This is a genomic window from Burkholderia sp. MBR-1 (assembly GCF_013822785.1).
Taxonomy (GTDB): Bacteria; Pseudomonadota; Gammaproteobacteria; order Burkholderiales; family Burkholderiaceae; genus Burkholderia; species Burkholderia vietnamiensis.
On the sequence record NZ_CP053609.1, the window covers coordinates 875,770 to 889,042 of the forward strand.

A 13,273-nucleotide genomic window follows, 5' to 3' on the forward strand; every position below is an offset into this window, starting at 1 on the left:
ACGGCTTGGATTGTCTGGAGCGTTGCTGCTATTGCATCGGGGAGATCCTCACCGCATCTGACAGGGCGCGGTGTCGCGAAGCGAATTATCGACGTCCTGTTGCAGCCCACAAGAATTCGGCCGGGGGTGTCTAACTCTTCGCGCTTGCGGACAGTTGCGTTCGAGCGCGTCGGGTTACTGCTCAAGGCACTTTACTGTCATGCGGGCGTGTTCGAGTGCTGCAGTGATAGAGGGTGGGTTTGATTGGCCAAGTTCGGTTGCGACAATTTTCAGGCATTCATCAATCACCCGCACGGGTGCACCCAACTTACCCGACTCGTAGCGAGACAAGCATGACTTGTCGACTTTTAGGCGCATTGCGAATTCCCTTTGCGTGGCGGTGCCACGCGCAAGTCTGAGGAGTTCCCGCTGTGATTGAGGAAAGCGTGCGTCAGTCATCGATGATGTAACTATAGCAATGAGATGCTATAATAGCATCTCATTGTGCAGAGATTGCGCTAAGATTGCTGAGGGATATAGCTATGGCACGATCAGATCAAATCAAAGCGCTGCTGCGCGCGCATGCGAGCGAAGATTCACCGCAGTTTTACGCCGTCGCCACGCAAGTCGCGGCGGATGAGGCTCGTCGCGGGCACACTCGGCTCGCCGCTGAACTTCGAGAGTTGATCGATGCGGCGAAATCGAAGGCTCACAGTCCTCGGACGGTGCGGCCGACGCCGCTCGTCCAGCCAAAGGGTGAGCTTGTAGATCTGCTTTCCGTTAAATATCCGTCGGATCGGTTAAGTCAGATGGTGCTGGCGGACGACGTCCAGGCCAAGCTCGAACGGATCCTAAGAGAGCAACGCGCAGCTGAAAGGCTCAAGGCTCACGATCTGGTGCCGCGGCGAAAGATTCTCTTGGTTGGTCGACCCGGCACGGGTAAGACCATGACCGCCGGAGTGTTGGCAGGCGAGTTGCGGCTCCCTTTATTCACGGTACGGTTCGACAGTCTCATCACAAAGTTCATGGGTGAGAGTTCGTCGAAGCTGCGGCTTGTATTTGACGCGCTGAAGCAAACTCGCGGCGTCTACTTCTTCGATGAATTCGATTCCCTTGGCCTTCAGCGAGGCAGCCAGCACGACGTGGCTGAAATGAGACGTACACTCAACATGTTCTTGCAGTTGCTTGATCAAGACGACTCGGACAGCCTTGTATTAGCCGCCACGAATCATGCGCAGGATCTTGATGTCGCACTTTTTCGAAGGTTCGATGATGTCGTGCGATATGTTGCGCCGAATATCGAACAAATTGAACTTTTGCTGAGAAATCGGCTTGTCACCTACGTGACGGAGTCGTTCAGATTCAATGATGTCGTGAGCGCGGCACAAGGTCAGTCTCACGCTGAAATTGCACGGGCTTGCGTGGACACCATTAAGGAAACGGTACTTAATGGCGAAGAGTTCGTGAGCGAGGATGCTGTTATTGCTCACTTGACTGAGCGCGCCCGCAACCAGTCTCATGATTTATAGGATCGTAGGCTGGAATTAGCAGTACACTTTGGTATCTCGGTTCGCTTATTTAATCCGATATGCCAGAAACAGACCTCCCCCACCTGTTTGCAAGCGGTTATAGCGAAAGTAGGATATATCAAGCCCCGTCGGGGGCGCCGCGGTTGCCAGCTATGGTGCGCAACCGTCAAACGCACGGCGCTCGTCTTATTCGGCAGTTGCGCCAACTGAGAGTGGCGGCAGAGGCGATTGACGAGATGCGTCAGGAGCTGGAAATTCCTCAGCAGGCAGGGTTTTCGATGGCTATTGAGGTCAGGCCTAAAGGCGCTCTTATTCCGGCTTCTATCGAGTGGAAGCGAGACGGAATCGAAGTCCTCTCGTTCGTAGACGCGGTCGACCGCGACGTCATCGTTGTCTTTGTCCCGGAGGGCGGGCTTTCTGCATTCGAGAGGCGGGTGCGTGAGTATCTCGAAAAGGACACAAGGCGAAACAAGCCTGCGCATATGGCGCTCGTCAATGCGATCGAGCGGTTTCGGACCGCTGCATTCGAGGATCTTTGGACATCGCGCTCCGCGCCACCGGAGGCCAACGAAGTTGCGTGGTATCAAGTCTGGCTTCGATCGAGTGGACGACCGGCAGCAGAAATCAGAGATGAGTTTGCGGAAGAAAGTGCGCGCTTCGATATTGTCGTTGAGCCAGGATACGTTACGTTTCCTGGGCGGGTTGTTGTTGCTGTTCAGGCAACGCGTCAATCGTTACAGGCTAGTGCTGATCTCCTGGATCTTGTCGCTGAGTTCAGGGGCGTGGCGCCCACTGCTCAGTTTTTCCTCGGCGACTTGACTCCTGCGGATCAGGCTGTTTGGGGGCAGGATTTGATTGACCGTATCGAGTTTAGTGACGATGCGGAGGAGACGCGTGTTGCGCTGCTAGATACTGGGGTCAATCGAGCGCATCCCCTGCTCGCAGATGTGCTGGAAGAGAAGGACTTGCATGCATATGACAATACGTGGGGATTATCCGATCATGAAGGGCACGGCACCGAAATGGCTGGAATCTCCGTCTACGGTGACCTGACGCGAGTGCTTGCGTCCGACGAGCCGGTCTTAATCAATCACGTCCTCGAATCGGCAAAGATCCACCCGCCACATGGGGAGAATTCTCCACATCTCTACGGGCCGATCATCGCAAGATCCGCTGAACTCTTGGAGGGCGAAGCGGGCACGGACCGCAGGGTTTTTGCGATGATGACCACTGCAGTCGGGGATACGAGTGGTGACCCCTCCGAATGGTCCGCAACTATCGACCAATTGGCGTTTGGCAGACCGTCAATAGAAATTGGTATGGATGATACCGATCTCGAAGAGGACGCTGAGCCGGCCCGTCAACGATTGTTCGTATTAGCGGCGGGCAACGTTGAATGCAACGAGTGGCATCAATATCCGGACTCGAACGCAGTGCGCGCGATTGAGGATCCGGCACAGTCGTGGAACGCTCTCGGTGTTGGGGCATACACCGAGCTGACCGATATCAACGCTCGTAGGTATCCCACGCATACGCCCATTGCTGGCGTGGGGGCGCTTGCGCCCAGCTCTCGTACTTCCCTCACTTGGGGTAAGCACTGGCCATTCAAACCCGACGTTGTCGCTGAGGGTGGAAATGGGTCTATGGATGGGACGAATGCTGCAACACGGGGACCCGACTCCGTGCGCATGGCTTCGACTGCGGCGCAGTTTCAGCGATCTTGGTTCTGTGAGACTGGCGATACAAGTGCGGCTGCAGCCGAAGTTGCGCGGCTTTGTGCGCAAATCTGGAGCCGGTACCCCGAATACTGGCCCGAGACGGTGAGGGCTCTCGTGGTTCACGGCGCGCGATACACGCCAGCAATGCGAGCGCGACTCAACGTCCAGCCTTCGCTACAAGACAAGCGGAATTTGCTACGCACCGTGGGCTATGGTGCGATTCAGCCTGCAAATTCCCTGTCGTCGAGCGAGCGGCGCGCGACGATGATTTTGCAAGAAACGCTCAAGCCGTTTCGCCGCGAAGACACGATCAAGCTTGGGAACCACAATGTTCACGCGCTTCCTTGGCCGGCGGACGAGTTACTCGGACTCGAAGGGCAGCAGGCTCAACTGCGGATAACACTGTCCTACTTTGTTGAGCCTAATCCGAGTAAGCGCGGCTGGAATAGCAAGTATAGATATCCTTCTTTCGGGCTGAGGTTCTCTCTCAAGGGGGCGGTCGAAACTGATGCCGAGTTCTTGCAGCGAGTTAATCTGCTTGAGCGTGATGAAGATGACGATCGGGGGCACCCCGATCCAGACGTGGAAGGCTGGACGTTGGGTTCAACCTTGAGAACGAAGGGCAGTGTCCATTCGGACGTATGGACTGGTTCGGCGACTGATCTTGCGGCGAAGAGCCAAATTGCTGTGTATCCCGTCGGAGGGTGGTGGAAAGATTGGGCCGATGCGGCGCAGTGGGACAACGACGTTCGATACTCGCTCGTGATATCACTCGAGTTGCCGATCGACGTGGATACAGACATTTATCAGCCGATTGCACAGGCGCTCGAAGTGCCCATTAGTGTGGGCATTGGGCTTCCGGAGGATGAGTAACTACTGCCTATCTATCGTCCTCGACGGGCGTGCAACAAACGAATTATCAATTGGATGTTTGTGTGCAAGTGGTTTGTCGGTCGCGCGTATGGAAGGCTGCTTCCTTCTTGGATCTGCGGTAGCGTGACGGTTTCAATCTGGTTGCGTTGTCGTCTTTGGTGCGCGTTTCGCCGCAGCTTTCGGCAGCCGCTTTTTCTGCCGACGGGCGTCCGTAATCTTCATGTCGACTTCGGTTACGAGGTCCCCGGGCGTACAGCCTAGTGCCTTCGCCAATTTGAACAGCATAGTGAGCGTGGGCTGGTACCGGCCGAGCTCGAGTCCACTTACGTAGACTCGCTGGATGTCTGCCTCGAAGGCCAACTGTTCCTGTGTGAGCTTGGCTCGCAGGCGACGTTCGCGCAGCACAGCGCCAAAGACTGCTGCCAGCTCCAATTTTTATCCCCGACAAAAATGGGAACACTCTCGGGTTGGCGCTATAATTTGTCTTCATAGTGGACTATTAGTTATGCGAGATGTGCGTCGTCTAACTGTCCGACTGGGGCTGCACTCAAGGATTTCAGACTGTCGGGATGTTGTGCCCGTTGCTTCCTTGGCAGGTAGTTCGTAACGCTGCAATTGAGGTGGTTTGTTGTATGTTTTTGGCGCTTGAGTTGAACCGTTTGCACCCAAGTAAGATGCCGTTTGGCGAGGTACCGGGCGCCGGTGCCTGGACTGTCATAGAGCAACTGCTACCGAGGGACGTGCTGATTCTCCGGGTCTCGTCACGACGATCTAGAGCTGTTCCTACGATAGTGATGATGGATCTCACCGCGACTGCGTCCTCCATCGGCAAGCTTGCGAACGACGGAAGCATTCTGCGTGGAGCCGCCATCCTCAGCACACGGCTGGCTCGCGAAACGGAGCAGTGGACGCTCGACCCGTTAAATGAAATCCGGGTTGAGGCCACGGAATACTGCGAATTGGCCAAGCAACTGGTCAAGGTGACACAGTTCACCACGTCGGGCGGACGCAAGGTCTCCGTGCCGTACGCGTTGGCGACCCGTGCTGCGCGAGGGCGCCGACTTTGGCGCGCCAAAGTCCCCAAGGATTCATCAGCCGCCTGAACCACACCTGGCGTGAGTGTGCGGCCTCCATCGCGCGCTACATACCGCATGGTGTTTAACGACCTTCGCATTGCATTGCACTATGGTGGCGGCCAGCGCCCTGAGGATCAGGACCGCGTCGGTGAGGGGAGGCGTAGATGCAATATCAATCAGATGAGGAGAGATGAGCCCCATTCGCTTTTCTGGCGAGGCGCTTCTGCCGTCGGTAACAAGCCGCGGATGGAATAACCGCTATTTCATTGATACCGAATTCACAGACGCCGAGCAGCGGCAACTGATCAGCCTCGCGATCGTCGGGGAAAATGGTCACGAGTTCTACGGCGAGCGTAACGACTTCGAGGTGGCGTCGTGTACTGATTTTGTTCGGGAGGTCGTTCTGCCGCAGCTCGGGCAGTTCAATGGGCGCTCCATGCGACTCCCACATCTTCGCGATGCACTGCGAGACTGGTTTGATCGAATTCCGGTTATTGGCGGCCCAGTGCTCTGCTATGACCTTGAAGCGGACATCGATCTTCTGCGTGAATTGCTTGAGGGGCAATTGCCAGCCGGCTGGGCACTGGATAACATTGCGACGCAAATCGACGACCGACGCCGCGCGCTCTATTACGCGCGGTATGGAGGAAAGCACCACGCGCTACATGATGCGCGGGCTAATGCGTGGGCAAGTGGCAGCTGATTTTCTCCAGGCGGGCCTGTCAGAAATCGCGTCTTCAAGGCAAATGGTAGAAGCGACCGCCTAGCAAGCACGGCCGCTCGAGTCGATGCATTCAGCGGTCGCCTTCGCGACGACAAGGTGTCGCTCAATGACCGCCTACAAGGAATTGTTCGTGGGGCTACAAAGGGATATCTGTATCGCATCAACGAAGAGAGCGGAGCAGCAGGATGGCAGAAGATCCCTTTGCTCCCGGTCTGATCACCTGCATCTGCCCGGGGTGGATGGGCAGAGATCAGGTGAGCTCCAGGCGGAGCAGCATGATGTCTCATGCGTGCGCGCTGCGATACGACTTTATGCCGTCGCGCTTTCCGATTTCACCGATGCCACGCCCCGCGTAACGTTGGGATCACGCAGTCGCGGCGTCGAGCAATCGAAAACAGGAGTGACCCTGAACCAGAATTAGTCCCGGTCGGAAGTGGAGATTTCCGGCTTGGTTGAGTTGTCAGGCGAGGCGGATTCCCTTGCCTGACGGGCGAATTCGGCGGGCGTCATCCACTGCAATGCAGAGTGGGGACGCACCTCGTTATAGTACGTGCGCCAGTCGTCGATTTTGCTCTGCGCGTCGGCCAATGACAAGAACCAATGCGCGTTCAGACATTCTTGCCGGAAGCGCCCGTTGAAGCTTTCGACCTTGGCGTTGTCAGTAGGCGTGCCCGGCCGGCTGAAATCCAGTTCGACGCCATGTTCATACGCCCAGCGATCCATTGCCTTCGAGATGAACTCGCTGCCGTTGTCGACCTTGATCGTGGCAGGGTGCCCGCGCATGGCGGTGATACGCGTCAGCGCTTCGACCACATGCTCTCCCTTCAGGCTTTGTCCAACCTCGATGGCCAGGCATTCCCGTGTGTAGTTGTCGACGACGGTCAGAGTCCGAAGGCGTCGCCCATCGAACAGTGCATCCGCAACGAAATCCATGCTCCAAATTTCGTTGATCGCGGTCACGATATGCTTGGGCTGTCGCAGCCGAGCCGATTTGTTACGTCGTGGTCGCTTATGCCGCAGTGAAAGGCCCTCCGCCCGATACAGCCTGTAGACGCGCTTGCAGTTATCTCGCCAGCCTTCCCGTCGCAGGACCACGTGAACGCGCCGATACCCATAGTGCACGCGCGTGGCGGTGATTTCCTTGATACGCATGAGCAGCGCCGACGAATCGCACGCAACCGACTGATACCGATACAGCGAACGAGACATGCCAAACAACGCGCAAGTCTTCGTCAGGCTGGTTCGATAGCGATCACGCAATTCATCGATCAACATGCGCCGACGGGCAGGCTTCAGAGCTTTTTTGCGAGTACGTCCTGCAACATGGCCTTGTCCAGGCTCAGGTCCGCCACGAGCCGCTTCAGCTTCGCGTTTTCCTCTTCGAGCTGGCGCAAGCGGCGCAGCTCAGAAGGCCCCAACCCTCCGAATTTCTTCTTCCAGTTGTAGAAAGTCGCCTCGCTTATTCCGAGTTTGCGGCAGATCTCTTCGACCTTCGTACCCAGCTCGGCTTGCTTCAGGGCAAATGCGATCTGCTCTTCCGTAAACTTGCTCGTCTTCATGGCATGGCCTTCGTGTCCGCTTGGACACATCATGCCGAATTTCTCTACTTTTGCACCGGACTATTTCTTGGGTCAGGGTCACTTGTTTGCCGAAAAACTCGCTCTCGCATCGGTCTGGGATTCTTAAAGCGGGTCACTCACAATTGGATCTCCTTTTTACAATACAGGCGCTCAGAGTCGATACCGGCATCGCGACATTGATTCACGAAGCGGTTCGACTCGATAATCGGGATAGATTCCTCGGTGTAATGAACGGTAGTAAGGAATCCAAGCCATGGTTCCTGTCCCATAGCGTAGACGTATGCCATCCTACAGCGGAAGATCGTGACGATGTCGAACGCCTCACGACTGTTGCTGCCATTTAGGCGTCGTGTCTGGTCCATTCTCCGATCGATGGGCCGGCGCAATAGCGGTCCGTAGAGCCATGACATCGGTGCTCCGTCGCATTCCATGCCAATGAACACGACATCCACATCACCGAGCCACTTATGCAATCGCCGATACAGCTCAGAATCGACATTTCTTGAATCGGCAAGGCACAGGATCGAGCGATCGGCTCCCCGCACGTGGTATGCCAGTTTGGTTGAAATTCCGAGATCGCCATGCTCACCAAAGAAAGGTAGGCCAGTGATGCAAAGCTCTCCGGCGTCTATAGATTCCAACTCGTCAAGCTCAGTCACGCGAGAAAATCCGATGGCGTTCAGTACCCGCTTTAGAGAAGGATTGAGCAAAGTGCCGTTCGATGCTCGCGGCACCACAATCGTACCGATGCGATGACGTAGCTGTAGAAGGAACTCCAAGCAGACGTGATCCTGATGGTCGTGTGTTAGTAGTACATAGTCGATATGTGGCGGAAGGTCGTCAATGGTATATCGAGCTTCGCTTGATGCGACTTGATGTCGGTAACTAATCGTCGGATCGACCAGAATTGACACGTGTGCAGTTTGCATCAGTAGGCAGGCGTGTCCAAGGTAGCGAATTCGCAATCCATCTATTGGCATGTCATCCCCATCGCCGGTAGGTGCCTCGTCGGTAAAGAGTTCCAAAAAACGAGAGCGCTTCACGCCCTCTAGGCCAAAATCGGAGGCGAGTTCCTCAGCGCAGACGGGAGAATTGCGGGCGCTGAATAGCCTATCTACGAGTCTCGACTTGAATGGCACATCCAGTCGTACTTGCTGTTCACTCTCTATTCGAGGCGTTGTCAAAATGAAACTACGGTAGTCCGACTCAACGGTTGACAACAAGAGACTCTGATGTCGTTCGTCGTACACTCCGTTTTCTCCGTATAGCAGAGCTTCAATGAAGCGCATCGATGGGTGATTGTTATCGTCATACACAATCTCCACCAAACCTCGTAGCTGGTCGGGCAACTTTGAGTAAAGTTGATCAACGGAATAGCCAGTCGCACTTTTATCTATGACGCGATTGCCATCTGTTATTGCTCTTCCAAGTTCAATATAGCGGTAAAGATTTTTATTTGTTTCAGTCAACAGATTTTTTACGGCAGGCACAAGAGCCTCGTCTAGATCAACAAATGGGCCGCCCAACATCGCTGGATTCTTCACCGCTTCGATATGAACTTCCGGCGAATCGATGAATGACTCCATCACAGGAATTTGGAACTGAGATATATGTTGAGATGCAGTGTGCGGAGCTATAAGCTGGGTCCATGCGTACCATCCATTAAACAGTGGCTCGCACACAACGTTAGATTTGAGGTATTGTTTTTTAACTCTCATAGATTTCGCCATGTGTTTATAGAGTAACTCCGCAGTCTCTGGGAATTCGCGAAGGACCGAGAGGAGTTGTTTGGGGTGACAAAATTCATTTCGAAAGACGAAGTCCCGAGAAGTCCGGATACCTCGATGAGGTTTTTGGCGATATTTACCGAGCATAAGGTCAATGGCTCGCTCGAACGCCACGTTCCATTGTTTGGACGACCGTGCTGTCCAGTTACGACTCGCAGTGCTATGTGCGGACTATCGCCAGAGGCCGATGGCGCCAGCGTGAAGATGTGTCACATGCGTATCAACTGATGGCTACATGCTGGCAGCGCGTCGCGCGGACAAAGTAAACGGTCTGCGCAATACGAAGTCCGACAGCCCGGTGCACTGCATCGGCTCTGGCTAAGAGATGTGCAGTCAACGTTGGAAGTAACGCGGTATCGACGCGCTCAAAACGACGTCGCCCGTAGTGAGACCAAAGCCACGCCCACCAATGCTCAGCACTGGAGAACTCGAACTCGTGGCGGCATTGATGTGTTCCGTCTACGTTCCAGCCGAGCCTTTCCAAAGCCGTCTCGACATCTTGGTGGCTGCCACATGCAGGACGCGTCTCGATCAAGCCGGGCGGCGTATAATGCGCAAGTTCTTCTTTTAAGAAAGGCCAGGTATGGTCGGTCTCGCCGAGTAGTGACAGGGCAAATTGAGCACGGTCCTCACCGATGCGATGCAATTCCAACGCAACGCGTTCAGGGCGCAGAAGGAACTGCCACGACAAGGCACAATAAAACGCGTCGAAGGATCTGTCAGGAAACGGCAGATTTTCAGCGTCTGCCTTGATTAGGTTAACTTGCAATCCTGCAGCGCCACATCGTGTCCTGGCAGACGCCAACATCTGCGCGGAAATATCGATGCCGGTTAGCGACAGCCGCTTCGATTTGGGGAACGACAACAGGCACGCGCCGTGCCCTGTACACAAATCGAGCACTTTGCTTCCTGCCCTGGGTGGGTGCCATCGGACGAGCTCTTTTGCGAAGCTCGAGAAGTACGGCAGCCGTGTATCGTATTGGTCGGCAAGGCGGTCGAAGGTGGCTGCAATTTCTGCTAGTTCGCTTTCCATGGAAGCATTCTCAATGCCTTGCAATGGGTTGAATCGGAGGTGGTGGAACCTTTTAATATGTAATTACCTACGTCTTACCAGATCGATGATTTCATCCAAAGCAGAAAACACCGCCTTGATGTCTGCTTCGTCGTTGTACAGATACCCGGAGATTCGCAGCACCTCTTGGTCTGTGAAACGGTCGACCAAAGGTTGGGCACACATATGTCCGGTGCGACAGAAAATACTATAGGAGTCGCTCAAGATCTGGGCAATCTCCTTCAAATGCGATACGCCGTCGATTGAAACGCTTAAGATACCGCCGCGATCGATGTTCGAGATGGGGCCAAGCACGCGCAAGTAAGATCGACGCATCGCTTCCCTTGCCAAGCTTGCCCCCAACTCGTGATCGTGAGTGGACAGTCTGTCGAAGCCGATCGCCATAAGATATTCGATGGCGGCACCAAGTCCGTACACGGCCGAAATGTTAGGCGTTCCCGCCTCCAAGGAGTAAGGCAGCTTCCGAAGGTCATGGCGCTGCTCATCAACCCAGTCGACTGCACCGCCGCCAATTTGAACTGGTGCAAGGCGCCTGAGATACTCATGCCGACCACATAGTACGCCGAGCCCGGTTGGACCGAGCATCTTGTGGGACGAAAACGCGAGAAAGTCTACGTCCGGTGTGACAAGCCTCCTATGCCCGACGGATTGAGCGGCGTCGACCAACGTGATGGCACCAACTCGTTTAGCCATCGATGCCATCAATGCAACCGGCATGTAGACGCCAGATACGTTGGAGCAACCGGTGAGCACTACGACCGCAGGTTTGAGGCGCAACAAGTCCTCATATGCATCCAGATCGACGACACCGGAGTCCGACACCGGTATATAGCGGACGTCGGCTCTCCGTCGCCAAGGCAGCATTGCCGAGTGATGTGCGTCGAAAGGCACGAGTACTACATCGCCTTGCCCCATCGTCAGGCCTGATGCGACGAGGTTGATCGCAGCGGTTGTGCCGGCAGTGAAGATGACCTCGTTGCTGAGAAAGCCCGTGAACTGGGCTACGCGAGCTCTGACGTCTTCGAAGTCCGCTGACGCTTGTTCGGAAAGAAAATGCTTTCCGCGATGGATGTTGGCTCCGATTTCCGAATAGTAGCGGACGACTTCGTTTATTACACACTGCGGCTTAAGACTGGTAGCCGCGCTGTCGAGATAAACTATACGCCGTCCGTCGATGGCTTTGGTCAATAGCGGAAAATCCGGTCGACACTGCTCTGCTAGGGGAGGGGAATTGACCCATGTGCGCTGAGCTTCGTCGACAAAAGACGCAGTATTGGTCGAGTCAAAATGCATGGGGGCTTTCCTCGGATAACGCAGATGTACATGAGGCGAACTTTCCGGAACGGGCGGCCGGAATGTAGGTCACGGACTCGATCACAAGCGGTGCTTCCGTGCCAAGCAAGTGAGTCAATCGATCCCTCAAGGATGTCTCGTTGACAGTTGAGCCAGTACTCGAAATATAGCGAAACTCGAGTTCCCCGCCGCGACGCTGATGCAATTGATAGATAGCAATATTAGGATCTGGACCGACGGCATCGTCGACATCCCGCGGACTTATGAGCGTGCGTTGCCCACCCTTGACCACCCGAACCATCGTTTGAAACCGTCCTTCGTGCCGTGCCAACGGCAGCGTACTGCCGCACGCGCAGCGGCGGACATCGACGGTATAGATGTCACCTGTTCTATAGCGGAGATGGGGAGATAGCCTGTCTCCGATGCTTGTCACCACAAGTTCGGCGCGTTCGCCTGTGCGCGCAGGCCGTGATCCTACGAGGAACTCCGGAAAGAATTTGACATTATTGATGTGCATGCGCCCCGCGGGACACTCGATAGCAACCCAGCCCAGCTCGGTCATGGATACGATTTCGGCCGAGGGGGTATCGGCTCCGAAATATTCCTGAAGCTGTCGCCGAGCGACCCTGGTGACAAGAGTGTAGGTCAGTGCAATGGCTGAAACAGAGGGCGGCGGTTCACCACGTTCCTTCATGCGGCGAACCAAGAAGGCTAAGTGTGTCGCATCGGCGTAAAACCACTGAGGGCCAAACAACCCGATCTCGGAAACTGCCTGCTTGACGAGTGCTTCCGGAGTCGCGAGAACGTCGTGTGCGACGGGGAGCACCAGGGTTCCGTCAGGCAATGTGCGGTCGGCCATCGTACTGCCCGGGGTCGCACATTCGACATCCGAGCAATTCGGCGCGGCATAGCGGACAGGGCGGTTCATCTTGCAGCGCGCGAGCGCTTGACTCAACGCCTCGTTTCCTGCCAGCGTCGCCCACATCCTATCGGCTAGGCTGTACGTATGTGCGATCGTAGTCAGACGTTCTCCACCAGTACCGGAACTCTGGCTTATCAACGTTAGCGGCTCCGCCAGCGTTTTTCCTCGTGCCAGTACCCCCAAGGGGAAATTGCGTCGATAGTCAGCTTTCGTCGTGCAGGGAATCTGGCGAAAGTCTTCAGCGGTCGTTATGTCATGCAGTCGAATACCGGCTGCGTCGATGTGCTCCTTGTAAAAGGGGACATTCTCGTAGGCAAATTGCACTTCGGACAGCGCGCCCTCGAAGCTCTTGGCTTCGAAGCCGATATCGACAGAATAGACCATTCAATTCTCTCATTGCGATCGGATACGGCCGACTTGCTAACACCCGCCCTCAAGGAATCGAGTCATGAACGCCAGCATCTTCCGTATTTGCCTGACGCCTGCCATCTACTTGTACGGCATCGATGGGCCATGCCGCGACCAAACTCGAGTGTCCACTGAACGTCTTCTCGAAGGGGCGACTACGTGCTGGACCTACGGATACCATTCAATGCCACGCAAGTCCTTTGTGTGAGAGACAGTACCATGACTAAAAAAATATTGGGTTTCAAAAAACGTTTCCGCATGAGGCGGTTCGAATTGTGAGAGGTGCATGGTGATTGCATTGAATTGTGACGG

General features: G+C 55.2%; 11 protein-coding genes. 5 read left to right on the forward strand and 6 right to left on the reverse strand.

Going from position 1 to position 13,273, the window contains the following annotated elements:
- Window positions 1-521: 521 nt before the first annotated feature.
- Both MBR110_RS04070 and MBR110_RS04075 read left to right on the forward strand, forming a co-directional pair.
- Window positions 522-1,508 carry an AAA family ATPase gene (locus MBR110_RS04070; RefSeq protein WP_181709179.1) on the forward strand — a complete coding sequence of 329 codons (987 nt, stop codon included), beginning with the start codon at window positions 522-524 and terminating at the stop codon, window positions 1,506-1,508.
- A gap of 152 nt (window positions 1,509-1,660) precedes the next feature.
- On the forward strand, window positions 1,661-4,099 hold the full coding sequence (locus MBR110_RS04075) for a S8 family peptidase (protein WP_258569967.1): 2,439 nt from the start codon (window positions 1,661-1,663) through the stop codon (window positions 4,097-4,099).
- A gap of 132 nt (window positions 4,100-4,231) precedes the next feature.
- On the opposite strand, the gene MBR110_RS04080 is transcribed toward MBR110_RS04075, so the two are convergent.
- Complete coding sequence (locus MBR110_RS04080) at window positions 4,232-4,504, reverse strand: helix-turn-helix domain-containing protein (RefSeq protein WP_220138105.1); 273 nt, start codon at window positions 4,502-4,504, stop codon at window positions 4,232-4,234.
- Between the two features lie 389 nt (window positions 4,505-4,893).
- Here MBR110_RS04080 and MBR110_RS04085 point away from each other — a divergent pair, with 389 nt between their 5' ends.
- The 3 genes from MBR110_RS04085 (at window position 4,894) to MBR110_RS04095 (ending at window position 6,320) form a co-directional block, all read left to right on the forward strand.
- Complete coding sequence (locus tag MBR110_RS04085; protein ID WP_258569968.1) at window positions 4,894-5,202, forward strand: hypothetical protein; 309 nt, start codon at window positions 4,894-4,896, stop codon at window positions 5,200-5,202.
- A gap of 163 nt (window positions 5,203-5,365) precedes the next feature.
- Window positions 5,366-5,878 (forward strand): 3'-5' exoribonuclease, encoded by a 513-nt coding sequence (locus MBR110_RS04090; protein ID WP_181709182.1) that lies wholly within the window; start codon window positions 5,366-5,368, stop codon window positions 5,876-5,878.
- 127 nt (window positions 5,879-6,005) lie between these two features.
- Window positions 6,006-6,320: a hypothetical protein gene (locus MBR110_RS04095; protein WP_181709183.1), complete on the forward strand. Its 315-nt coding sequence runs from the start codon at window positions 6,006-6,008 to the stop codon at window positions 6,318-6,320.
- Here MBR110_RS04095 and MBR110_RS04100 read toward each other — a convergent pair.
- From MBR110_RS04100 to MBR110_RS04120, 5 genes are all read right to left on the reverse strand, one after another.
- Window positions 6,317-7,458 (reverse strand): IS3 family transposase gene (locus MBR110_RS04100; protein ID WP_181709184.1). Its coding sequence is split into 2 segments (ribosomal slippage): window positions 6,317-7,206 and window positions 7,206-7,458, totalling 1,143 coding nucleotides; the frame shifts between segments, so codons are not numbered across the junction. The two genes, MBR110_RS04095 and MBR110_RS04100, sit on opposite strands and share 4 nt — an antisense overlap.
- A 137-nt stretch (window positions 7,459-7,595) precedes the next feature.
- Window positions 7,596-9,353 carry an MBL fold metallo-hydrolase gene (locus tag MBR110_RS04105; protein WP_309486108.1) on the reverse strand — a complete coding sequence of 586 codons (1,758 nt, stop codon included), beginning with the start codon at window positions 9,351-9,353 and terminating at the stop codon, window positions 7,596-7,598.
- Window positions 9,354-9,486: 133 nt separating this feature from the next.
- Window positions 9,487-10,299: a class I SAM-dependent methyltransferase gene (locus MBR110_RS04110; RefSeq protein ID WP_181709186.1), complete on the reverse strand. Its 813-nt coding sequence runs from the start codon at window positions 10,297-10,299 to the stop codon at window positions 9,487-9,489.
- A gap of 63 nt (window positions 10,300-10,362) precedes the next feature.
- Complete coding sequence (locus MBR110_RS04115) at window positions 10,363-11,631, reverse strand: aminotransferase class V-fold PLP-dependent enzyme (RefSeq protein ID WP_181709187.1); 1,269 nt, start codon at window positions 11,629-11,631, stop codon at window positions 10,363-10,365.
- Window positions 11,621-12,937, reverse strand: a complete 1,317-nt coding sequence (locus tag MBR110_RS04120) for a phenylacetate--CoA ligase family protein (protein ID WP_181709188.1) — start codon at window positions 12,935-12,937, stop codon at window positions 11,621-11,623. Before MBR110_RS04120 ends, MBR110_RS04115 begins: the two co-directional genes overlap by 11 nt.
- Window positions 12,938-13,273: the final 336 nt, after the last annotated feature.